This window comes from Streptococcus sp. V913 (assembly GCF_054353455.1).
Window position 1 is genome coordinate 403927 of the sequence record NZ_JBTHHX010000002.1, and the last position, 22261, is coordinate 426187.

A 22261-nucleotide genomic window follows, 5' to 3' on the forward strand; every position below is an offset into this window, starting at 1 on the left:
AATGGGATTGTATTTAATAAATAGGAATGGGAAAAAAACGAAAATTATGGTATAATAGAATGAAAAGACCTTTTTAGTAAATTTTGAAAGAGTAAAACATGAGAAAAATTGTCATCAATGGTAGACGTCCATTGCAAGGTGAGATCACTATTAGTGGTGCTAAAAATAGTGTTGTAGCACTTATTCCAGCTATTATCTTATCAGATGATATTGTCACTTTAGATTGTGTTCCAGATATTTCAGACGTTGCTAGTCTTGTCGAAATCATGGAGATTATGGGGGCAACTGTTAAGCGTTATGACGACGTCTTGGAGATTGATCCAAGAGGCGTTCAAAACATTCCTATGCCTTATGGCAAGATTAATAGCTTGCGTGCTTCTTATTATTTCTACGGAAGTCTTTTAGGTCGCTTTGGTGAAGCTACAGTTGGACTTCCTGGTGGATGTGATCTGGGGCCTCGTCCGATTGATCTTCACTTAAAAGCCTTTGAGGCCATGGGTGCTAAAGTTAGCTATGAGGGAGATAATATGAATTTATCTGCCCAAGGTAAGGGACTTCATGGCGCAAGTATTTACATGGATACCGTCAGCGTTGGTGCAACGATTAACACCATGATTGCTGCGGTCAAAGCTAAGGGGCGTACTGTCATTGAAAATGCGGCTCGAGAACCGGAAATTATCGATGTTGCTACCCTTTTGAACAATATGGGCGCTCACATTCGTGGTGCAGGGACTGATATTATCATTATTGATGGTGTTGAGAAACTTCATGGAACGCGTCACCAAGTCATTCCAGACCGTATCGAAGCTGGAACCTATATTTCACTTGCTGCAGCGGTAGGAAAAGGAATCCGTATTAACAACGTTCTCTATGAGCACTTAGAAGGTTTTATCGCCAAACTAGAGGAAATGGGCGTTCATATGACGGTCTCAGAAGACAGTATCTTCGTTGAAGAGCAGTCTGATTTGAAGGCCATCAATATCAAAACAGCTCCTTATCCTGGATTTGCAACTGATTTGCAACAGCCAATAACTCCGCTATTGCTGACTGCTCAAGGTCGTGGAACCATTATTGATACGATTTATGAAAAACGTGTTAACCATGTTTTTGAATTAGCAAAAATGGATGCGGATATTACGACTACAAATGATCATATTATCTACAATGGTGGTCGTAGATTGCACGGGGCAAGCGTAAAAGCTACAGACTTGCGAGCTGGTGCAGCGCTTGTTATTGCTGGCTTGATGGCTGAAGGTAAAACTGAAATTACAAATATTGAGTTTATCTTGCGTGGCTACTCAGATATTATTGAGAAATTACGTAGTCTCGGAGCGGATATTACACTCGTTGAAGACTAAACCGTTGAGGTGATTATGAATATTTGGACCAAATTAGCAATGTTTTCTTTTTTTGAAACGGAGCGCTTGTATTTGCGTCCTTTCTTTTTTAGTGACAGTCAAGCATTTTACGAGATTGCTTCCAATCCTGAAAATTTGCAGTTTATTTTTCCTAGTCAATCAAGTTTAGAGGAAAGTCAATACGCGCTTGCCAACTATTTTATGAAGGCTCCTCTAGGTGTTTGGGCAATTTGTCTCCAAGGAAATCAGGAAATGATTGGCTCTATTAAATTTGAAAAGATTGATGAAATCAAAAAAGAAGCAGAAATTGGTTATTTCTTAAAAAAAGATTCTTGGTCACAAGGTTATATGACAGAAGTAGTTACCAAACTTTGTCAGCTTTCCTTTGAAGAATTTGGTTTAAAACAATTATCCATCATCACTCATCTGGAGAATCAGGCTAGTCAAAAAGTAGCCTTAAAATCGGGATTTAGTCTCGTCCGACAGTTTAAGGGGAGCGACCGCTATACACGAAAAATGAGAGACTATCTTGAATTTCGATATATAAAAGGAGAATTCAATGAGTAAACACCAGGAAATCTTGTCCTATCTGGAAGAGTTGCCAATTGGGAAAAGAGTTAGTGTTCGCAGTATCTCTAATCATCTAGGTGTTAGTGATGGAACCGCCTACCGAGCTATCAAAGAAGCTGAAAATCGTGGCATCGTTGAAACTCGACCACGTAGTGGAACCATACGAGTTAAGCCAAAAAAAGTGGCTATTGAACGGCTAACCTATGCTGAAATTGCTGAAGTCACCTCCTCTGAAGTTTTAGCCGGCCAGGAAGGGCTAGAGAGAGAGTTTAGCAAATTTTCCATTGGGGCCATGACAGAGCAGAATATACTGTCCTATCTCCATGATGGTGGTCTTGTGATCGTAGGTGACCGTACTCGTATTCAACTTCTAGCCTTGGAAAATGAAAATGCGGTCCTCGTTACAGGTGGTTTTCATGTTCAGGATGATGTTCTTGAGTTGGCCAATAAAAAAAATATTCCAGTCCTGAGAAGTAAACATGATACTTTTACAGTAGCAACCATGATTAACAAGGCCCTTTCAAATGTTCAAATCAAAACTGATATTCTGACAGTTGAAAAGCTCTATCGTCCCAGTCATGAGTATGGTTTTTTGAGAGAAACAGATACAGTCAAAGACTATCTAGACTTAGTTCGTAAGAACAGAAGTAGCCGTTTTCCAGTCGTTAACCAACACCAAGTGGTTGTTGGGGTTGTTACTATGCGTGACGCAGGAGACAAGTCTCCCAGCACGACGATTGACAAGGTGATGACGCGCAGTATCTTCGTAACAGGTTTAGCGACCAATATTGCCAATGTCAGCCAACGAATGATAGCTGAAGACTTTGAGATGGTTCCCGTTGTTCGAAGTAACCAGACTCTACTTGGGGTCGTAACTCGAAGAGATGTCATGGAAAAAATGAGCCGTTCTCAAGTATCAGCTTTGCCAACTTTTTCAGAGCAAATCGGGCAAAAACTTTCTTATCATCATGATGAAGTCGTCATTACTGTTGAGCCCTTCATGTTGGAGAAAAATGGGGTCCTTGCTAATGGAGTCTTGGCTGAAATCCTCAACCACATGACACAAGACCTAGTTGTGAATAGCGGACGTAATCTCATCATTGAACAGATGTTGATTTATTTCTTGCAGGCTGTACAGATAGATGATACTTTGCGGATTCAGGCTCGTATTATTCACCACACGAGACGCTCAGCCATTATTGATTATGATATTTATCATGGTCATCAGATTGTTTCAAAAGCAAATGTTACGGTTAAAATTAATTAGAATCTAGGAGAAAAAATGATAACTTTAAAATCAGCACGTGAAATCGAAGCCATGGACAAGGCTGGTGATTTCCTAGCAAGTATCCATATCGGCTTACGTGATTTGATTAAGCCAGGCGTAGATATGTGGGAAGTTGAAGAGTACGTTCGTCGACGTTGTAAAGAGGAAAATTTCCTTCCTCTACAGATTGGCGTGGATGGCGCAGTTATGGATTATCCCTATGCTACTTGTTGCTCTCTCAACGACGAAGTTGCTCATGCTTTTCCACGTCATTACATCTTGAAAGATGGTGATTTGCTCAAGGTAGACATGGTACTGGGTGGTCCGATTGCCAAATCCGACCTCAATGTATCTAAACTCAACTTCAACAATGTTGAGCAAATGAAAAAATACACCCAAAGTTATACTGGTGGTTTAGCTGACTCATGTTGGGCTTATGCAGTTGGTACACCGTCTGAAAAAGTGAAAAACTTGATGGACGTGACCAAGGAAGCTATGTACAGAGGGATTGAGCAAGCAGTTGTTGGAAATCGTATCGGAGATATCGGTGCAGCGATTCAAGAATACGCTGAAAGTCGTGGTTATGGTGTCGTGCGTGATTTGGTTGGTCACGGAGTTGGTCCAACTATGCATGAAGAGCCAATGGTTCCTAACTACGGTATTGCAGGCCGTGGACTCCGTCTCCGTGAAGGAATGGTACTAACTATTGAACCCATGATCAATACTGGTGACTGGGAAATCGATACAGATATGAAGACCGGCTGGGCTCATAAGACTATTGATGGTGGCCTATCTTGCCAATATGAACACCAGTTCGTAATTACCAAAGATGGACCTGTTATCTTGACCAGTCAAGGTGAAGAAGGAACTTATTAGAACGATAAAAGGGAGCTTAGCTCCTTTTTTTGTGTCAAATGTAGATAAAATAAACAAGCGTAGCAAACTTCTTACAATTTTTTTCTTTTGTAGTAAAATAGGATTAGAATTTTGAGAAAGTAGGTAATTCGTTGGAGTCGATTATATTTCTAGTATCCGTTTTTTTAGCAGGTATCCTGTCCTTCTTTTCACCCTGCATCTTTCCTTTGCTACCTGTCTATGCTGGTATTTTACTGGATGATCAGGGAAATTCGAAAAGCTTTCGCTTTTTTGGAAGAGACGTTGCATGGTCAGGCTTAATTCGGACCTTGTGCTTTATTGCAGGAATCTCCCTAATTTTCTTTATTTTAGGATTTGGAGCTGGATTCCTAGGGCACATGCTCTATGCAGACTGGTTTCGTTATGCTATGGGGACAGTCATTATTCTTTTAGGGCTTCACCAGATGGAAATCTTGCATTTCAATAAACTGGAGGTTCAAAAGACAGTCACCTTCAAACAATCAAAGTCTAATCACTATCTGTCAGCCTTTTTACTTGGGATAACCTTTAGTTTTGGTTGGACCCCTTGTATCGGACCAGTATTAAGTTCGGTCTTAGCTCTAGCGGCTTCAGGAGGGAGTGGTGCTTGGCAAGGAGCCATACTAACCTTAGTGTACACATTGGGGATGGCTCTTCCTTTCCTTGTTTTGGCCTTAGCTTCGGGCTGGATTATGCCCTATTTTAGTAAATTAAAACCCCATATGATTCTACTAAAGAAAATCGGGGGAGCCTTGATTATTTTGATGGGATTATTATTAATGCTAGGGCAGTTAAATGCCTTGTCAGGAATTCTTGGATAAAAGGAGAAAAAGATGAAAAAAGTTATTTTTACAGGATTGAGTATTATGTCTCTATTTCTATTGATTGCCTGTGGTGAAAAAGAAACCAAACAGACAAGCAGTCCAAAACAACCTGCTGTACAACAAATCGCAGTGGGTAAGGATGCGCCAGACTTTACCTTGCAGTCTATGGATGGCAAAGAAGTGAAGTTATCAGACTATAAAGGGAAAAAGGTCTATTTGAAATTCTGGGCATCTTGGTGTGGACCATGTAAAAAAAGCATGCCTGAGCTGATCGAATTAGCTGCCAAACAAGATCGAGACTTTGAAATCTTGAGTGTCATTGCACCAGGTCTACAAGGTGAAAAAACAGTTCAAGACTTTCCAAAATGGTTTCAAGAACAAGGCTACAAGGATATACCAGTTTTGTATGATACCCAAGCAACCGCCTTTCAAGCCTACCAAATTCGTAGTATTCCAACGGAATACTTGATTGACAGTCAAGGTAAAATCGGGAAAATTCAGTTCGGTGCTATTAGCAATGCAGATGCGGAAGCAGCATTTAAAGAAATGGAATAAAATAAAGAAAAAATCGCGATTGTTCGCGATTTTTTTATAGTTTTTCATTGATAAAGCGGATAAATTGATTCCACCAAACCTTCAAAAAGAAGGCTTTTTCTACTTTCTTTTCAGCGACCATTTCAAAAGAAGGTTTTTCAGAAGTGAGATAACCTTGACCGACCAAATCCTGATCGTCATAGGTTAGAGTACCGACAACCTTGCCTTCTTCCAGTGGGGCTATTTCTGATTTTGGTATGAATTGAAGAGCTGATGTTGTTTCACTTCCAACTCGTTGGACGATTGCAATATCTGACTTAGCAATTGCAGCTACCTTATCTTCTTTCCCATCAAGGACTGTCACTTTGCTATCTTTATAGGTTTCGCCTTTCTGAACGACAGTTTTTAAAGCAAAGTTCGCAGAAACATAATCTAAAAGTGAAGAAGTTGCAGTAAAACGTGCATAAGGGTTGCTATCTTGTTGGTCTGCATTTAAAACAACCGTAATGATACGCATTCCTTTTTCAACGGTTGTTCCAACGAAAGAAGCACCAGCTTTGTCGGTAGTACCTGTTTTCAAACCGTCGACACCACCACGATAGGCTGGCATTCCTTCCAACATATAGTTGGTTGAGTGGATTTCAAGTCCAGCAAAAGTAGAAGTTGGCTTTTTGGTGATTTCCAAAACTTGAGGATAATCTCGGATGAGGTTACGAGCGACTATTGCAACGTCGTAGGCACTCAACTTGTTTTCATCATCTTTTTTAGAACCGGGATAGATATTATCACCAAGGGTCTCATTATTTAAACCAGTTGTATTTACAATAGTTGCATCTTGAATTCCCCATTCAAGAAGTTTAGCCCTCATTTTATCAACGAAATCTTTCTCAGAACCAGCAATTTTTTCTGCTAGCGCAATCGCAGCGCTGTTTGCACTGGATACCATTGTAGCCTCTAATAATTGTTCAACAGTATAATTTCGAGCTTCCATAGGGACGTTACTCGCCTCAGAATTGGTTGTAAGTTTGTAAGGATAGTCCGAAATATCGACAGGTGTAGATAGGCTGATAGTTCCTTGTTCCAGAGCTTCATAGACCAAATAGACTGTAACAAGTTTGGTAATAGAAGCAATTTCTACAGGCTGATTTGCATCTTTCTCGTAGAGGATTTTTCCAGTTGTAGCCTCGACAGCAATGGCATGTTTAGCAGCAACATCAAACTCCTGAGCAGAAACAGTAGAAACTGTTCCAAAAACAAAAAGTGTTATAAAAGATAGAATTATTTTTTTCATATTAGCTTTATTTTATCATAAAGAAAAAAAATATTCTCGCTTTTATACTAAAGCCATCTTATCTTTTGAAGAAATATGATAAAATAAATAGAGGAGGATGCCTATGTTCCGTAGAAACAAATTATTTTTTTGGACAGCTGAAATTTTATTATTAACACTGATTTTCTATCTTTGGAGAGAAATGGGGGCCATCATTACTCCCTTCGTGACGGTTGTGAATACCATCATGATTCCATTTTTGTTAGGTGGATTTTTTTACTACATTACCAATCCAATCGTTACCTTTTTGGAAAAGAGATGTAAGATTAATCGTCTAATTGGTGTCTTGGTCACTCTCTGTGCTTTAATTGGTGCCATCGTTGTAGGGGTCGTCTATCTCTTGCCGATTCTGATTAATCAGTTGACTAGCTTGATTATTTCTAGTCAAAATATCTATAGTAGATTGCAGGATTTGGTTATTGATTTGTCGATGAACCCTATTTTCCAGAATATCGATATTCAACAAACAATTCAACAGTTAAATCTCTCCTATGTGGATATCCTACAGAATATTCTTAATAGCGTCAGCAATAGTTTAGGAAGTGTTCTTTCAGCCTTGTTTAGTACAGTTCTGATTCTCATTATGACCCCTGTATTCTTGATTTATTTCTTGTTGGATGGTCATAAGTTGCTACCAATGTTGGAACGTACTGTCTTAAAACATGACAAATTGAATCTTTCTAGCCTTTTAACCAATCTCAATACAACCATAGCGCGCTATATCAGTGGAATTGCGATTGATGCTGTTATTATCGGATGTTTAGCCTATATTGGTTATAGCGTTATCGGATTAAAGTACGCTCTTGTTTTTGCTATTTTCTCTGGAATCGCAAATTTAATTCCTTATGTTGGTCCAAGTATTGGCTTGATTCCAATGGTGATTGCCAATGTGTTCACGGATCCTCATCGTATGTTGATTGCGGTTGCTTATATGCTTATTATTCAGCAAATCGATGGAAATGTTCTCTATCCACGTATCGTTGGAGGGGTTATGAAAGTGCATCCGATTACGATTTTGGTGCTCCTCTTACTGTCAAGTAATATCTACGGCGTCATAGGGATGATTGTAGCAGTGCCAACCTATTCTATTCTCAAAGAAATCACTAAGTTCTTGGCGAAATTATATGAAAATCATAAGGAAGCTAAAGAACTGGAAAAATCAGAATCCATTTAGAATCAGGGGAACCTGATTTTTTTGTGAGCATAATACCGCTAGAATGAAATAAGCTTGAATTGTATAAAGAAGCAGAAGAACAGCACTTTGTAAGATTCAGATTAATTCATAAAATATGTGTAAAACACTTGCAATTTAGCAGAAATTTGATAAAATAGTAAGGAAAGTTAGACTGTATTGCCTACTGTCTATCTATAAAATATATTTTATTGGAGGCTTTTACTCAAATGGCAAAAGAAAAATACGATCGTAGTAAACCACACGTTAACATTGGTACTATCGGACACGTTGACCACGGTAAAACTACTTTGACTGCAGCTATCACAACTGTTTTGGCACGTCGCTTGCCTTCAGCAGTTAACCAACCTAAAGACTATGCGTCTATCGATGCTGCTCCAGAAGAACGCGAACGCGGTATCACTATCAACACTGCGCACGTTGAGTATGAAACTGCAAAACGTCACTATGCTCACATCGACGCTCCAGGACACGCGGACTACGTTAAAAACATGATCACTGGTGCCGCTCAAATGGACGGAGCTATCCTTGTAGTAGCTTCAACTGACGGACCAATGCCACAAACTCGTGAACACATCCTTCTTTCACGTCAAGTTGGTGTTAAACACCTTATCGTCTTCATGAACAAAATTGACTTGGTAGACGACGAAGAATTGCTTGAATTGGTTGAAATGGAAATCCGTGACCTCTTGTCAGAATACGACTTCCCAGGCGACGATCTTCCAGTTATCCAAGGTTCAGCTCTTAAAGCACTTGAAGGTGATACTAAATATGAAGACATCATCATGGAATTGATGGATACTGTTGATGAGTACATCCCAGAACCAGAACGTGATACAGATAAACCATTGCTTCTCCCAGTCGAAGACGTATTCTCAATCACTGGACGTGGTACTGTTGCTTCAGGACGTATCGACCGCGGTACTGTTCGTGTCAACGACGAAATCGAAATCGTTGGTATCAAAGACGAAACTAAAAAAGCAGTTGTTACTGGTGTTGAAATGTTCCGTAAACAACTTGATGAAGGTCTTGCCGGAGATAACGTAGGTGTACTTCTTCGTGGTATTCAACGTGACGAAATCGAACGTGGACAAGTTATCGCTAAACCAGGTTCAATCAATCCACACACTAAATTCAAGGGTGAAGTCTACATCCTTACTAAAGAAGAAGGTGGACGTCACACTCCATTCTTCAACAACTACCGCCCACAATTCTACTTCCGTACTACTGACGTTACAGGTTCAATCGAACTTCCAGCAGGTACTGAAATGGTAATGCCTGGTGATAACGTGACTATCGACGTTGAGTTGATCCACCCAATCGCCGTAGAACAAGGTACTACATTCTCTATCCGTGAGGGTGGACGTACTGTTGGTTCAGGTATGGTTACAGAAATCGAAGCTTAATTCGATTAAGTTCCCAGAAGAACAATTATTTAAGTCAGACACTAAAAGAATCTTGCCTTGCAAGGTTCTTTTTTTGTTCTTGATCTATTTAAAGTGCTCCTACTCTAGCAGTATAATCGTTTTTTTGGTATAATAAAGGTTATGGAAATCGAAAAAACCAATCGTATGAATGCGCTTTTTGAATTTTATGCTGCGCTTTTGACAGACAAGCAGATGAACTATATTGAACTCTACTATGCTGATGACTACAGTCTTGCTGAGATTGCTGAAGAGTTCGGTGTCAGTCGTCAAGCTGTTTATGATAATATCAAGCGGACGGAAAAGATTCTAGAAGATTATGAGATGAAACTGCACATGTATTCGGACTACATTGTCCGCAGTCAGATTTTTGACCAGATCTTGGAGCGTTATCCTAAGGATGACTTTCTGCAGGAGCAGATAGAAGTTTTAACAAGCATTGATAATAGAGAATAAGAGGAAGAAAAATGGCATTTGAAAGTTTAACAGAACGTTTACAGAACGTCTTTAAAAATCTACGTAAAAAAGGAAAAATTTCTGAGGCTGATGTCCAGGAAGCAACCAAAGAGATTCGCTTGGCCTTGCTTGAAGCCGACGTTGCCTTGCCTGTTGTGAAGGACTTTATCAAGAAAGTGCGTGAGCGTGCAGTTGGACATGAAGTTATTGATACCCTTAATCCTGCACAACAGATTATCAAAATCGTTGATGAGGAACTGACAGCTGTTTTAGGTTCTGATACGGCAGAAATTATCAAGTCACCCAAAATTCCAACTATTATCATGATGGTCGGTTTGCAGGGGGCTGGTAAAACAACCTTTGCCGGTAAATTGGCTAACAAACTCAAGAAGGAAGAAAATGCCCGTCCATTGATGATTGCAGCGGATATCTATCGTCCAGCAGCCATCGATCAGTTGAAAACACTTGGACAACAAATCGATGTCCCTGTTTTTGCACTTGGAACAGAAGTGCCAGCTGTTGAGATTGTTCGTCAAGGTTTGGAGCAAGCACAAGCCAATCATAACGACTATGTCTTGATCGATACGGCAGGTCGTTTACAGATTGATGAGCTCCTAATGGATGAGCTTCGTGACGTAAAAGCATTGGCCCAACCAAACGAAATTCTACTCGTAGTGGACGCCATGATTGGTCAAGAAGCGGCTAATGTTGCCCGTGAGTTTAATGCTCAGTTAGAAGTGACTGGTGTTATCCTTACCAAGATTGATGGGGATACTCGTGGTGGTGCGGCTTTGTCTGTTCGCCACATCACTGGTAAACCTATCAAGTTCACTGGTACGGGTGAAAAGATTACAGATATCGAAACCTTCCACCCAGACCGTATGTCAAGCCGTATCCTTGGCATGGGGGATATGCTGACATTGATTGAGAAAGCTTCTCAGGAATACGATGAGCAGAAGGCCCTTGAAATGGCTGAAAAGATGCGTGAAAACACCTTTGATTTCAATGATTTCATTGATCAATTGGATCAGGTGCAAAACATGGGGCCAATGGAAGACTTGCTCAAGATGATTCCAGGTATGGCTAACAACCCTGCCCTTCAAAATATGAAGGTGGATGAGCGCCAGATTGCGCGCAAACGTGCCATTGTGTCTTCTATGACACCTGAAGAACGTGAAAACCCTGATTTGTTAAATCCAAGTCGTCGCCGTCGTATTGCTGCAGGTTCTGGAAATACATTTGTCGAAGTCAATAAATTCATCAAGGACTTTAACCAGGCCAAACAGCTCATGCAAGGTGTCATGTCTGGTGATATGAACAAGATGATGAAACAAATGGGCATCAATCCAAATAACCTCCCTAAAAATATGCCAAATATGGGAGGAATGGATATGTCTGCCCTTGAAGGAATGATGGGGCAAGGTGGAATGCCCGATATGTCAGCTCTCGGAGGAGCAGGCATGCCAGATATGACCCAGATGTTTGGTGGCGGACTTAAAGGTAAAATTGGCGAATTCGCCATGAAACAGTCTATGAAACGCATGGCCAACAAAATGAAAAAAGCGAAGAAGAAACGCAAATAAAAAAAGGAAAGCAGAAATGCTTTCCCTACATATAAAAAAGAACTCTGAATCAGATTCAGAGTTCTTTTTAAGCGCGATTGGCCTATTCCCACTCAACGGTTGCTGGTGGTTTACTTGTAATATCGTAGACGATGCGGTTAACGTGGTCAACTTCGTTTACGATACGTACAGAAATCTTTTGAAGGACTTCCCAAGGAATCTTGGCAAAGTCAGCTGTCATCCCATCGATAGAAGTGATAGCACGAATGGCAATCGTGTAGTCATAAGTACGACCATCACCCATAACACCGACTGAACGAACGCCTGTGTTGACAGTGAAGTATTGCCAGATATCGCGGTCAAGACCAGCTTTAGCGATTTCTTCACGAAGGATAGCATCAGACTCACGAACAGTTTCTAGTTTTTCTTCAGTGATTTCACCCATGACACGGATAGCAAGACCTGGTCCTGGGAATGGTTGGCGCCATACGATGTGGTCTGGCATACCAAGCTCTGTACCAAGGGCACGAACTTCGTCTTTATAAAGAGTGTTCAATGGTTCAATCAATTCAAACTGCATGTCTTCTGGTAGACCACCAACGTTGTGGTGTGACTTGATGGTTTGAGCAGTATCAGTTCCAGACTCAATCACGTCAGTATAAAGCGTTCCCTGAGCAAGGAATTTTACATCTTTTAGCTTTCTTGCTTCGTCATCAAAGACATAAACAAACTCGTTACCGATGATTTTACGTTTTTGTTCAGGATCAGAAATGCCAGCAAGTTTATCAAGGAATCGTTTAGCAGCATCTGCTTTAACGATATTCAAACCAAACTTACCACCAAGCATGTCCATAACTTGGTCTGCTTCCCCTTTACGGAGAAGACCGTGGTCTACAAAGATACAGATTAATTGATCACCGATTGCTTTTTGAAGAAGAACCCCAACAACAGAAGAGTCAACACCACCTGATAGACCTAGAAGAACACGCTTGTCACCTACAGTTTCACGGATTTTCTTGATCTGCATGTCGATGAAGTTGTCCATTGACCAGTCGCCTTTAGCCTTACAGATGTTAAGGGCAAAGTTGCGAAGGATATCATTTCCGTATACAGAATGGCGCACTTCTGGGTGGAATTGGATACCATAGATGTGCTTGTCAGGGTTTTCAATAGCTGCATAAGGGCAGTCGGCAGAAGTACCTGTACGAACAAAGTCAGCAGGAATCTCAGTAACCGCATCACCGTGGCTCATCAAAACAATCTGTTCTTCAGGAGTCCCTTCAAAGAGGGCAGAAGTGGTATGAGTAAGTGGTGATTGGCCATACTCGCGGTTACCAGCATCACCTGCAGGAACAACTTTTCCTCCAAGCTTATGAGTTAAAAGTTGCATACCGTAGCAGATTCCCAAAATTGGAATGCCAAGTTCAAAAATTTCTGGGTCAATATCAAATGAACCATCTTCGTATACAGAGTTTGGTCCACCAGAGAGGATGATCCCTACAGGGTTAATCGCACGAACCTCTGCAGCTGAGATTTTGTGACTTTTTAGCTCTGAAAAAACACCAATTTCACGAATACGGCGTGAAATCAGCTGGTTGTATTGGCTACCATAGTCCAGCACAATGATCTTTTCGACATCTTGCAAATCAGTTGAAATGTTGCTCATCTTTTTCCTTTCTCAAAAGAAATATCTTTTTCAATATTCTATCACAAATGAGAGCGAATTACCAACTAAACAAGGCAAAGTTTGACTTTTCCTAATTAAATACGGTACAATAGAGAAAATAAAGAAAAGAAGTGAAAAGCATGTTACCAGCTTATATGAAAATCCACGATCAGATAAAAAAAGATATCGACAAGCATCGTTGGATGATAGGAGAAAGGCTTCCTAGTGAACGGGATCTTGCAGACCAGTTTCAAGTTAGCCGGATGACATTACGCCAGGCTATCTCTCTCTTGGTTGAGGAGGGAGTTTTGGAGCGTCGTGTAGGAAGCGGAACCTTTGTTTCTAGTACTCGAGTTCAAGAAAAAATGCGGGGCACCACTAGTTTTACGGAGATTGTCAAAGCTCAAGGAAAAGTTCCTTCTAGTCAGCTGATTTCTTATAGGAGAACCATTCCCAACGAGCAGGAAGTGGCAAAACTTGGGATTTCACCAACTGATAATATCATTCGTATGGAACGGGTGCGTTACGCTGACCAAGTTCCGCTAGTCTATGAAGTCGCATCCATTCCTGAGAAATTCATTAAGGATTTCAAAAAAGAAGAAATCACCAGTCACTTCTTTCAAACCTTGCAGCAACATGGCTACCGTATTGGCAAATCCCAACAGACCATTTATGCGAGATTGGCTAAGGAAAAGATTGCCCATTACTTAGAAGTCGAAAAAGGGCATGCTATTTTAGCCTTGACTCAGGTTTCCTATCTCGATGATGGGACAGCTTTCGAATATGTAAAGAGTCAATACGTGGGTGAACGCTTTGAATTTTATCTTGAAAATAACTAGTTTAGAAAGGCTAGTTTTTTGTTTTCTTAAAAGATTAGAATTGTCAAAACAATCTGTCTAGGCTTGATTTTATCTATTATTTACTATAAAATGAGAAGGAAAAACGTCAAACTTTTATATTGCAAATAGGAGAAAATATGACAAAAACATTAAAACGTCCTGAGGTTTTATCGCCTGCAGGGACTTTAGAGAAGCTAAAAGTGGCTGTTCGGTATGGAGCTGATGCTGTTTTTATAGGTGGACAAGCTTATGGTCTTCGTAGCCGTGCAGGAAACTTCACCTTTGAACAGATGGAAGAAGGTGTGCAGTTCGCTGCCAAGTATGGTGCCAAGGTCTATGTAGCTGCCAACATGGTTATGCACGAAGGAAACGAAGCTGGGGCTGGCGAGTGGTTCCGTAAGTTGCGAGACATTGGGATTGCGGCAGTTATCGTGTCAGATCCGGCCTTGATCATGATTGCAGCAACTGAAGCGCCAGGTCTTGAAATTCACCTCTCTACTCAAGCCAGTGCGACGAACTATGAAACGCTTGAGTTCTGGAAAGAACTAGGATTGACACGTGTGGTTTTGGCCCGTGAGGTTTCAATGGAAGAATTGGCAGAAATTCGCAAACGTACAGATGTAGAAATTGAAGCCTTTGTCCATGGAGCCATGTGTATTTCCTACTCAGGACGCTGCACTCTCTCAAACCACATGAGTATGCGTGATGCCAACCGTGGGGGCTGTTCTCAGTCTTGCCGTTGGAAATACGACCTTTACGACATGCCTTTTGGTCAAGAACGTAAGAGTCTTAAAGGTGAAATTCCAGAAGAATTTTCAATGTCAGCCGTTGACATGTCCATGATTGACCATATTCCAGATATGATTGAAAATGGTGTAGATAGTCTAAAAATTGAAGGTCGTATGAAGTCAATCCACTATGTTTCAACAGTAACTAACTGTTACAAGGCGGCTGTGGATGCTTACCTTGAAAGCCCAGAAAAATTTGAAGCTATCAAACAAGACTTGGTAGATGAGATGTGGAAGGTTGCCCAACGTGAATTGGCAACAGGTTTCTACTATAGCACACCTACAGAAAATGAACAGTTGTTTGGTGCACGTCGTAAAATCCCTGAATACAAGTTTGTCGCTGAGGTGGTTTCTTATGATGATGCAACCCAGACAGCAACCATTCGTCAACGAAATGTCATCAACGAAGGCGATCAAGTTGAGTTTTATGGACCAGGTTTCCGTCATTTTGAAACCTATATCGAAAATCTTCACGATTCTAAAGGCAATAAAATCGACCGTGCTCCAAATCCAATGGAACTCTTGACCATTAAGGTTCCTCAACCTGTGCAAGCTGGGGATATGGTTCGAGCTCTCAAAGAAGGTCTTATCAATCTCTATAAGGAAGACGGGACAAGTGTCACAGTTCGTGCCTAGATAAGGAAAAGGGAATGATTCAAGCACAAGGTTTATTAGTAGATGATGAAGGCAGATGTGTTCATTATCATAGTGAAAAGGATATTGTTTCCCTCCAGTGCTATGAGTGTAAAAAATACTATGCTTGCTATCAGTGCCACGATGCTATAGAAACGCATTTGTTTTCACCTTACCCCTTGACGCTTGCGGAGGATCGACCGATTTTATGTGGGGCTTGTATGAGGACAATAACATTTCAAGAATATCAAAAACAAATAGCCTGCCCTTATTGCAAATCTCCATTTAATCCAGGGTGTAAACAACACTATTCCTACTATTTCAAATAAAATGAATCTATCCAAGTTCTAAACTTGGATTTTTCAATTTATTTCGGAAAATATAGAGAAAGTGGAAACACATTTCATCATAAAATGAGAAACTTATCTATACAGTGGTATAAAAATAGCAAAAATAAAAATAAATCATCTGAAACGCTTCCAACGTAAGTAAAAAGTTGACAAAAACAAATTTTAGGACTAAACTAAGTAAGTAAATTTTAAATAAAAGGAGAATTCATCATGAATTTAACATTTTTCGGTCTATGTCTTGCCTGTATGGGTGTATCTCTTGCAGAAGGATTTTTGATGAACGGTTTGTTCAAGTCTGCAGCACGCCAACCAGACATCATCCCACAATTGCGTAGTTTGATGATCATGGGGATTGCCTTTATCGAAGGAACATTCTTTGTAACTCTCGTATTTTCATTTATCATCAAATAAAGAGAAGTATAAAATGGAAAAGGGAGGATTCTAGATGGAAGAAAGTATCAATCCAACCATCAATATTGGTCCTGTTACCTTTGATTTAACCTTGACAGCATTGACTTTGTTGTCTGTGGCACTGATTTTTGCCTTTATCTATTGGGCAAGTCGTAATATGACTGTGAAACCCAAAGGAAAGCAAAATGTACTAGAGTATCTCTATGACTTTGTAGTCGGATTTACAGAACCCAACGTAGGTTCTCGGTACATGAAAGATTACTCACTCTTTTACTTGTGTTTATTTCTTTTTATGGTTATCGCAAACAATCTTGGTTTGATGGCAAAACTTCAAACTACAGATGGGACAAACCTTTGGACATCGCCAACTGCAAATCTCCAGTTTGACTTGGCTTTGTCGTTTGGAATTATCCTGATGACCCATATAGAAGGAATTCGTCGTCGTGGTATTAAAAAATATCTAAAAGGTTTTGTAACCCCAGGTTTTATGACACCGATGAATCTCCTTGAAGAAGTCACGAATTTCCTATCACTTGCTTTGCGGGTGTTCGGGAATATCTTTGCCGGAGAAGTGATGGCAAGCTTGCTTATTACTCTTTCTCATCAGGCTCTTTATTGGTATCCAGTCGCATTTGTTACCAATCTTGTCTGGACGGCATTCTCTGTGTTTATTTCCTGTGTTCAGGCCTATGTATTCACAGTCTTGTCTTCAATGTATCTAGGAAATAAAATTAATGATGAAGAGTAGAAAGGAGTAAATGATGCACGTAACAGTAGGTGAATTGATTGGTAACTTTATTTTAATCGCTGGCTCTTTTATCCTTTTGGTCGTCCTAGTCAAAAAATACGCATGGTCAAACTTGACGAGTATCTTTGAAGAACGAGCTGAAAAGATTGCTGCTGATATTGATGGCGCTGAACAAGCTCGTCAAAAAGCAGAGACTCTTGCTCAAAAGCGCGAAGATGAATTAGCAGGTAGTCGTAGTGAAGCTAAAACTATCATTGAAAATGCTAAAGAGACAGCTGAAAAGAGTAAATCAGATATTTTGGCTGAAGCTAAGCTAGAAGCTGGTCGCTTGAAAGAAAAAGCTAACCAAGAAATTGCGCAAAACAAAGCTGAGGCTTTACAAAGTGTTAAGGGCGAGGTGGCAGATTTGACAGTTAGCCTAGCTGGGAAAATCATCTCACAAAACCTTGATAGTCATGCCCATAAGGAACTCATTGATCAGTATATCGATCAGCTAGGAGAAGCCTAATGGACAAGAAAACAGCAAAGGTAATTGAAAAATACAGCATGCCTTTTGTCCAATTAGTGATTGAAAAAGGAGAAGAGGACCAGATTTTTTCAGACTTGGATCAAATCAAGCAAGTCGCAGAAGAAACGGGCTTACCTTCTTTTTTAGCTCAGGTGGCAGTTGATGAGTCAGATAAGGAAAAAACAGTTCGTTTCTTTCAAGACTCCGTGTCACCTTTAATGCAAAACTTTATTCAAGTCCTGGTTTACAATCACAGAGCAAATCTTTTTTATGAAGTAATTGCGGATTGTTTGAATCGCCTTGAAAAAGAGACCAATCGTTTTGTTATCACGATTTCTTCAGCCTATCCTTTAACAGATGACCAGAGGGAACGTCTGCTCCCATTGATAGAGAAAAAAATGTCTCTGAAAGTGCGGAGCGTCAAAGAACAAATCGATGAAGGACTCATTGGTGGTTTTGTCATTTTTGCTAATCACAAGACAATTGATGTGAGTATTAAACAACAACTTGAAGTTGTTAAAGAAAATTTGAAATAGAAAGTGGTGTTCTTTTGGCAATTAACGCACAAGAAATCAGCGCTTTAATTAAGCAACAAATTGAAAATTTCAAACCCAATTTTGATGTATCTGAAACAGGTGTTGTAACCTATATCGGGGACGGAATTGCGCGTGCTCACGGCCTTGAAAACGCCATGAGTGGAGAACTGTTGATTTTTGAAAACGGCTCTTATGGGATGGCGCAAAACTTGGAGTCAACAGACGTTGGGATTATCATCCTAGGTGACTTTACAGATATTCGTGAAGGCGATACAATTCGTCGTACAGGTAAAATCATGGAAGTTCCTGTTGGTGAGAGCCTTATTGGACGTGTTGTGGATCCACTTGGTCGTCCAGTTGACGGTCTTGGAGAAATCCATACTGATAAGTCTCGTCCAGTAGAAGCGCCGGCTCCTGGCGTTATGCAACGTAAGTCTGTATCAGAACCATTGCAAACAGGTTTGAAAGCTATTGATGCCCTTGTTCCGATTGGTCGTGGTCAACGTGAGTTGATTATCGGTGACCGTCAGACAGGGAAAACAACCATCGCTATTGATGCTATTTTGAACCAAAAAGGTCAAGATATGATCTGTATCTATGTAGCGATTGGACAAAAAGAGTCAACTGTTCGTACGCAAGTTGAAACACTTCGTCAGTACGGTGCCTTGGACTACACAATCGTTGTGACAGCCTCTGCTTCACAACCTTCTCCATTGCTCTTCCTAGCTCCTTATGCTGGGGTCGCTATGGCAGAAGAGTTTATGTACCAAGGGAAGCATGTTTTGATCGTTTATGATGATCTTTCAAAACAAGCGGTCGCTTATCGTGAACTTTCCCTCTTGCTTCGTCGTCCACCAGGTCGTGAAGCCTTCCCTGGGGATGTTTTCTACCTTCATAGCCGTTTGCTTGAGCGTTCAGCTAAGGTTTCTGATGAACTTGGTGGTGGTTCAATCACAGCTCTACCATTTATCGAGACACAAGCAGGAGATATCTCTGCTTATATCGCAACCAACGTGATTTCAATCACAGATGGTCAAATCTTCCTTGGCGACGGTCTCTTCAATGCGGGTATTCGTCCAGCTATCGATGCGGGTTCATCTGTATCTCGTGTAGGTGGTTCTGCACAAATCAAAGCTATGAAGAAGGTTGCTGGTACACTTCGTATCGACCTTGCTTCATATCGTGAGTTGGAAGCCTTCACTAAGTTTGGTTCTGATTTGGATGCGGCAACTCAGGCTAAGTTAAATCGTGGACGTCGTACCGTTGAAGTTCTGAAACAACCAGTTCATAAACCATTACCTGTTGAGAAACAAGTAACCATTCTTTATGCTTTGACACATGGTTTCTTGGATACGATTCCTGTAGATGACATTGTTCGTTTCGAGGAAGAGTTTTATGATTTCTTTGATGCACAACATCCAGAGATTTTGGAAACTATTCGTGAAACGAAAGACTTGCCAGATGAAGCAGTCTTGGATGCTGCGATTACAGAGTTTCTCAATCAATCCAGTTTCCAATAAGAATAGAGGTGTCAAATGGCAGTATCTCTAAATGATATTAAAACAAAAATCGCCTCAACAAAAAATACTAGTCAAATCACCAATGCCATGCAAATGGTATCGGCTGCCAAGTTAGGTCGCTCTGAAGAAGCAGCACGCAACTTTCAAGTTTATGCTCAGAAGGTTCGTAAGCTTTTGACGGATATTCTGCATGGTAACAGATCTGGTGGTTCTACCAATCCGATGCTCATTAGTCGCCCAGTTAAGAAAACAGGCTATATCGTTATTACTTCAGACCGTGGCTTGGTTGGAGGTTATAATGCTTCCATCCTTAAAGCTGTGATGGAGCTGAAAGAAGAATACCATCCAGATGGTACAGGTTTTGAGATAATCTGTATTGGAGGTATGGGAGCTGATTTCTTTAAGGCTCGTGGCATTCAACCAATCTATGAACTACGTGGCTTGGCCGACCAACCAAGTTTTGATGAAGTTCGTAAAATTATTTCAAAAACGATTGAAATGTATCAAAATGAACTTTTTGATGAACTCTATGTTTGTTACAACCATCATGTCAATACTCTCACAAGTCAAATGCGTGTGGAACAAATGCTGCCGATTGTTGACTTAGATCCAAATGAAGCGGATGAAGAGTATAGCTTGACATTTGAGTTGGAAACGAGTCGTGATGAGATTCTAGAGCAGTTGTTACCTCAGTTTGCAGAAAGTATGATATACGGGGCTATCATCGATGCCAAGACAGCTGAGAATGCTGCAGGTATGACGGCCATGCAAACGGCAACTGATAATGCTAAGAAAGTCATCAATGATTTGACAATCCAGTATAACCGTGCCAGACAGGCGGCGATTACACAAGAAATTACAGAAATTGTAGCGGGGGCTAGTGCCTTAGAATAAGGCTTTGCCTCCCTCGTATTAAAATGAACTTAGGACCTAGTTGAACTAGGAACCGATAGTATCTTATATAGAATAGGAGAAGGAGATGAGTTCAGGTAAAATTGCTCAGGTTATTGGACCCGTTGTCGACGTCTTGTTCGCAGCAGGGGAAACACTTCCTGAGATTAATAATGCACTTGTCGTCTACAAAAATGACGAAAGAAAAACAAAAATCGTCCTTGAAGTAGCCTTGGAGTTGGGTGATGGTATGGTTCGTACGATCGCCATGGAATCAACAGATGGTTTGACTCGTGGAATGGAAGTTTTGGACACAGGCCGTCCAATCTCTGTTCCAGTAGGTAAAGAAACTTTGGGACGTGTCTTCAATGTTTTGGGAGATACCATCGACTTGGATGCTCCTTTCGCTGAAGACGCTGAGCGTCAGCCGATTCATAAGAAAGCTCCAACTTTTGATGAATTGTCTACCTCATCTGAAATCTTGGAAACAGGGATCAAGGTTATCGACCTTCTTGCCCCTTACCTAAAAGGTGGTAAAGTTGGACTCTTCGGTGGTGCCGGAGTTGGTAAAACTGTCCTGATTCAAGAATTGATTCACAATATTGCCCAAGAACACGGTGGTATTTCCGTATTTACCGGTGTTGGGGAACGTACTCGTGAGGGGAACGACCTTTACTGGGAAATGAAAGAATCAGGCGTTATCGAGAAAACAGCCATGGTATTTGGTCAGATGAATGAACCACCTGGAGCACGTATGCGTGTTGCCCTTACTGGCTTGACAATCGCCGAATATTTCCGTGATGTAGAAGGCCAAGATGTGCTTCTCTTTATTGATAATATTTTCCGTTTCACTCAGGCTGGTTCTGAAGTATCTGCCCTTTTGGGTCGTATGCCATCAGCCGTTGGTTACCAACCAACACTTGCTACTGAAATGGGTCAATTGCAAGAGCGTATCACATCAACCAAGAAGGGTTCTGTAACCTCTATCCAGGCTATCTATGTGCCAGCGGATGACTACACTGACCCAGCGCCAGCAACAGCCTTCGCTCACTTGGATTCAACAACAAACTTGGAACGTAAGTTGGTACAATTGGGTATTTATCCAGCCGTTGATCCGTTGGCTTCAAGCTCTCGTGCCTTGGCACCTGAGATTGTTGGTGAGGAGCACTATGCAGTTGCTGCTGAAGTCAAACGTGTCCTTCAACGTTACCATGAATTGCAAGATATCATTGCTATCCTTGGTATGGATGAACTCTCTGATGAAGAAAAGACCTTGGTTGCCCGTGCCCGTCGTATCCAGTTCTTCTTGTCTCAAAACTTCAACGTTGCCGAACAATTTACTGGTCAACCTGGTTCTTATGTACCAGTAGCGGAAACAGTTCGCGGCTTTAAGGAAATCCTTGAAGGAAAACATGACCATCTACCGGAAGATGCCTTCCGTGGTGTCGGTTCAATCGAAGACGTCATTGCTAAGGCTGAGAAAATGGGATTTTAAGAGGTGATCTATGGCTCATTTAACTGTCCAGATCGTGACACCAGATGGCCTCGTCTATGATCACCATGCCAGCTTTGTATCGGTACGAACTCTGGATGGTGAGATGGGGATCTTGCCACGACATGAAAATATGATTGCGGTTTTAGCGGTTGATGAAGTAAAGGTAAAACGAATCGATGACGATACTCATGTGAACTGGATTGCAGTGAACGGAGGAATTATCGAGATTGCCAATGACATCATTACTATTGTAGCAGACTCAGCAGAACGTGCTCGTGATATCGATATTAGCCGTGCCCAACGTGCTAAACTTCGTGCTGAACGTGAGATTGAAGAAGCACAAGATAAACACTTGATTGACCAAGAACGGCGAGCTAAGGTTGCTTTGCAACGTGCCATTAACCGTATCAATGTCGGAAATAAATTGTAAAATAAAAATGAACTTGCTTAAGCAAGTTCATTTTT

23 protein-coding genes are annotated in these 22261 nt (G+C 40.9%); 21 read left to right on the forward strand and 2 right to left on the reverse strand.

The features are described 5' to 3' along the window. Positions 1–98 precede the first annotated feature (98 nt). The 6 genes from ACXYSL_RS05975 (at position 99) to sdbB (ending at position 5468) form a co-directional block, all read left to right on the forward strand. A complete protein-coding gene (locus ACXYSL_RS05975; protein ID WP_458624233.1) occupies positions 99–1358 on the forward strand; it encodes a UDP-N-acetylglucosamine 1-carboxyvinyltransferase in 1260 nt (419 codons plus the stop codon). A gap of 15 nt (positions 1359–1373) precedes the next feature. Further along, a complete protein-coding gene (locus ACXYSL_RS05980) occupies positions 1374–1925 on the forward strand; it encodes a GNAT family N-acetyltransferase (RefSeq protein WP_007519468.1) in 552 nt (183 codons plus the stop codon). Further along, complete coding sequence (gene spxR, locus ACXYSL_RS05985) at positions 1918–3195, forward strand: CBS-HotDog domain-containing transcription factor SpxR (RefSeq protein ID WP_221160710.1); 1278 nt, start codon at positions 1918–1920, stop codon at positions 3193–3195. Before ACXYSL_RS05980 ends, spxR begins: the two co-directional genes overlap by 8 nt. A gap of 15 nt (positions 3196–3210) precedes the next feature. Further along, complete coding sequence (locus ACXYSL_RS05990) at positions 3211–4071, forward strand: methionyl aminopeptidase (RefSeq protein ID WP_458624234.1); 861 nt, start codon at positions 3211–3213, stop codon at positions 4069–4071. Positions 4072–4202: 131 nt separating this feature from the next. After that, positions 4203–4910: a thiol-disulfide oxidoreductase-associated membrane protein CcdA2 gene (gene ccdA2 / locus ACXYSL_RS05995; protein ID WP_009730076.1), complete on the forward strand. Its 708-nt coding sequence runs from the start codon at positions 4203–4205 to the stop codon at positions 4908–4910. A gap of 12 nt (positions 4911–4922) precedes the next feature. Beyond that, positions 4923–5468, forward strand: a complete 546-nt coding sequence (gene sdbB, locus ACXYSL_RS06000) for a thiol-disulfide oxidoreductase-associated lipoprotein SdbB (protein ID WP_458624235.1) — start codon at positions 4923–4925, stop codon at positions 5466–5468. A 34-nt stretch (positions 5469–5502) separates the two neighbouring features. Here the strand turns inward: sdbB and pbp3 are convergent, their stop codons facing one another. Then, entirely contained in the window at positions 5503–6738 is a 1236-nt protein-coding gene (gene pbp3, locus ACXYSL_RS06005) for a D-alanyl-D-alanine carboxypeptidase PBP3 (protein ID WP_084851909.1), read from the reverse strand. Between the two features lie 103 nt (positions 6739–6841). On the opposite strand from pbp3, the gene ACXYSL_RS06010 reads away from it, so the two are divergent. The 4 genes from ACXYSL_RS06010 to ffh all read left to right on the forward strand — a co-directional run bounded on the left by ACXYSL_RS06010 (position 6842) and on the right by ffh (position 11432). Continuing rightward, positions 6842–7951: an AI-2E family transporter gene (locus ACXYSL_RS06010; RefSeq protein WP_000489825.1), complete on the forward strand. Its 1110-nt coding sequence runs from the start codon at positions 6842–6844 to the stop codon at positions 7949–7951. A 227-nt stretch (positions 7952–8178) separates the two neighbouring features. Continuing rightward, the gene (gene tuf / locus ACXYSL_RS06015; protein ID WP_001040715.1) at positions 8179–9375 is read left to right on the forward strand and encodes an elongation factor Tu; all 1197 of its coding nucleotides are present in this window, start codon (positions 8179–8181) and stop codon (positions 9373–9375) included. A gap of 141 nt (positions 9376–9516) precedes the next feature. After that, entirely contained in the window at positions 9517–9849 is a 333-nt protein-coding gene (locus ACXYSL_RS06020; protein ID WP_000402068.1) for a putative DNA-binding protein, read from the forward strand. 11 nt (positions 9850–9860) lie between these two features. Next, entirely contained in the window at positions 9861–11432 is a 1572-nt protein-coding gene (gene ffh, locus ACXYSL_RS06025; protein WP_458624236.1) for a signal recognition particle protein, read from the forward strand. Positions 11433–11514: 82 nt separating this feature from the next. On the opposite strand, the gene guaA is transcribed toward ffh, so the two are convergent. Beyond that, positions 11515–13077, reverse strand: a complete 1563-nt coding sequence (gene guaA / locus ACXYSL_RS06030; protein WP_458624237.1) for a glutamine-hydrolyzing GMP synthase — start codon at positions 13075–13077, stop codon at positions 11515–11517. A gap of 140 nt (positions 13078–13217) precedes the next feature. Here guaA and ACXYSL_RS06035 point away from each other — a divergent pair, with 140 nt between their 5' ends. The 11 genes from ACXYSL_RS06035 to ACXYSL_RS06085 all read left to right on the forward strand — a co-directional run bounded on the left by ACXYSL_RS06035 (position 13218) and on the right by ACXYSL_RS06085 (position 22226). Further along, on the forward strand, positions 13218–13916 hold the full coding sequence (locus ACXYSL_RS06035) for a GntR family transcriptional regulator (protein ID WP_458624238.1): 699 nt from the start codon (positions 13218–13220) through the stop codon (positions 13914–13916). Positions 13917–14053: 137 nt separating this feature from the next. Continuing rightward, positions 14054–15340, forward strand: a complete 1287-nt coding sequence (locus tag ACXYSL_RS06040; protein WP_000169124.1) for a peptidase U32 family protein — start codon at positions 14054–14056, stop codon at positions 15338–15340. Positions 15341–15354: 14 nt separating this feature from the next. Beyond that, entirely contained in the window at positions 15355–15666 is a 312-nt protein-coding gene (locus tag ACXYSL_RS06045) for a CHY zinc finger protein (protein WP_458624239.1), read from the forward strand. Between the two features lie 231 nt (positions 15667–15897). Beyond that, positions 15898–16098 carry a F0F1 ATP synthase subunit C gene (locus ACXYSL_RS06050; RefSeq protein ID WP_001054552.1) on the forward strand — a complete coding sequence of 67 codons (201 nt, stop codon included), beginning with the start codon at positions 15898–15900 and terminating at the stop codon, positions 16096–16098. Between the two features lie 34 nt (positions 16099–16132). Further along, complete coding sequence (atpB, locus tag ACXYSL_RS06055) at positions 16133–16846, forward strand: F0F1 ATP synthase subunit A (RefSeq protein WP_458624240.1); 714 nt, start codon at positions 16133–16135, stop codon at positions 16844–16846. Between the two features lie 13 nt (positions 16847–16859). Beyond that, positions 16860–17354, forward strand: coding sequence for a F0F1 ATP synthase subunit B (atpF, locus tag ACXYSL_RS06060; RefSeq protein ID WP_000558551.1), 495 nt, complete (start codon positions 16860–16862; stop codon positions 17352–17354). Further along, positions 17354–17890, forward strand: coding sequence for a F0F1 ATP synthase subunit delta (locus tag ACXYSL_RS06065; protein WP_458624241.1), 537 nt, complete (start codon positions 17354–17356; stop codon positions 17888–17890). Before atpF ends, ACXYSL_RS06065 begins: the two co-directional genes overlap by 1 nt. Positions 17891–17904: 14 nt before the next feature. Next, positions 17905–19410 carry a F0F1 ATP synthase subunit alpha gene (gene atpA / locus ACXYSL_RS06070; protein ID WP_084938535.1) on the forward strand — a complete coding sequence of 502 codons (1506 nt, stop codon included), beginning with the start codon at positions 17905–17907 and terminating at the stop codon, positions 19408–19410. 15 nt (positions 19411–19425) lie between these two features. Further along, positions 19426–20304, forward strand: coding sequence for a F0F1 ATP synthase subunit gamma (locus ACXYSL_RS06075; protein WP_458624242.1), 879 nt, complete (start codon positions 19426–19428; stop codon positions 20302–20304). A gap of 85 nt (positions 20305–20389) precedes the next feature. After that, complete coding sequence (atpD, locus tag ACXYSL_RS06080) at positions 20390–21796, forward strand: F0F1 ATP synthase subunit beta (RefSeq protein ID WP_000094371.1); 1407 nt, start codon at positions 20390–20392, stop codon at positions 21794–21796. A 10-nt stretch (positions 21797–21806) separates the two neighbouring features. Beyond that, complete coding sequence (locus ACXYSL_RS06085) at positions 21807–22226, forward strand: F0F1 ATP synthase subunit epsilon (RefSeq protein WP_000940837.1); 420 nt, start codon at positions 21807–21809, stop codon at positions 22224–22226. Positions 22227–22261 lie beyond the last annotated feature (35 nt).

Excerpts from the sequence above, each read along its gene's own strand:
- ACXYSL_RS05990 (WP_458624234.1), top strand. The coding sequence starts at position 3,211 with ATGATAACTTTAAAATCAGCACGTGAAATCGAAGCCATGGACAAGGCT.
- atpF (WP_000558551.1), top strand. The coding sequence starts at position 16,860 with ATGCACGTAACAGTAGGTGAATTGATTGGTAACTTTATTTTAATCGCT.
- atpD (WP_000094371.1), top strand. The coding sequence starts at position 20,390 with ATGAGTTCAGGTAAAATTGCTCAGGTTATTGGACCCGTTGTCGACGTC.
- atpB (WP_458624240.1), top strand. The coding sequence starts at position 16,133 with ATGGAAGAAAGTATCAATCCAACCATCAATATTGGTCCTGTTACCTTT.
- spxR (WP_221160710.1), top strand. The coding sequence starts at position 1,918 with ATGAGTAAACACCAGGAAATCTTGTCCTATCTGGAAGAGTTGCCAATT.
- ACXYSL_RS06010 (WP_000489825.1), top strand. The coding sequence starts at position 6,842 with ATGTTCCGTAGAAACAAATTATTTTTTTGGACAGCTGAAATTTTATTA.
- ACXYSL_RS06050 (WP_001054552.1), top strand. The coding sequence starts at position 15,898 with ATGAATTTAACATTTTTCGGTCTATGTCTTGCCTGTATGGGTGTATCT.
- tuf (WP_001040715.1), top strand. The coding sequence starts at position 8,179 with ATGGCAAAAGAAAAATACGATCGTAGTAAACCACACGTTAACATTGGT.
- ACXYSL_RS06045 (WP_458624239.1), top strand. The coding sequence starts at position 15,355 with ATGATTCAAGCACAAGGTTTATTAGTAGATGATGAAGGCAGATGTGTT.
- ACXYSL_RS06040 (WP_000169124.1), top strand. The coding sequence starts at position 14,054 with ATGACAAAAACATTAAAACGTCCTGAGGTTTTATCGCCTGCAGGGACT.
- ACXYSL_RS05975 (WP_458624233.1), top strand. The coding sequence starts at position 99 with ATGAGAAAAATTGTCATCAATGGTAGACGTCCATTGCAAGGTGAGATC.
- ACXYSL_RS06065 (WP_458624241.1), top strand. The coding sequence starts at position 17,354 with ATGGACAAGAAAACAGCAAAGGTAATTGAAAAATACAGCATGCCTTTT.
- ACXYSL_RS06085 (WP_000940837.1), top strand. The coding sequence starts at position 21,807 with ATGGCTCATTTAACTGTCCAGATCGTGACACCAGATGGCCTCGTCTAT.
- ACXYSL_RS05980 (WP_007519468.1), top strand. The coding sequence starts at position 1,374 with ATGAATATTTGGACCAAATTAGCAATGTTTTCTTTTTTTGAAACGGAG.
- ACXYSL_RS06035 (WP_458624238.1), top strand. The coding sequence starts at position 13,218 with ATGTTACCAGCTTATATGAAAATCCACGATCAGATAAAAAAAGATATC.
- ACXYSL_RS06020 (WP_000402068.1), top strand. The coding sequence starts at position 9,517 with ATGGAAATCGAAAAAACCAATCGTATGAATGCGCTTTTTGAATTTTAT.
- ACXYSL_RS06075 (WP_458624242.1), top strand. The coding sequence starts at position 19,426 with ATGGCAGTATCTCTAAATGATATTAAAACAAAAATCGCCTCAACAAAA.
- pbp3 (WP_084851909.1), bottom strand. The coding sequence starts at position 6,738 with ATGAAAAAAATAATTCTATCTTTTATAACACTTTTTGTTTTTGGAACA.
- guaA (WP_458624237.1), bottom strand. The coding sequence starts at position 13,077 with ATGAGCAACATTTCAACTGATTTGCAAGATGTCGAAAAGATCATTGTG.
- sdbB (WP_458624235.1), top strand. The coding sequence starts at position 4,923 with ATGAAAAAAGTTATTTTTACAGGATTGAGTATTATGTCTCTATTTCTA.
- ffh (WP_458624236.1), top strand. The coding sequence starts at position 9,861 with ATGGCATTTGAAAGTTTAACAGAACGTTTACAGAACGTCTTTAAAAAT.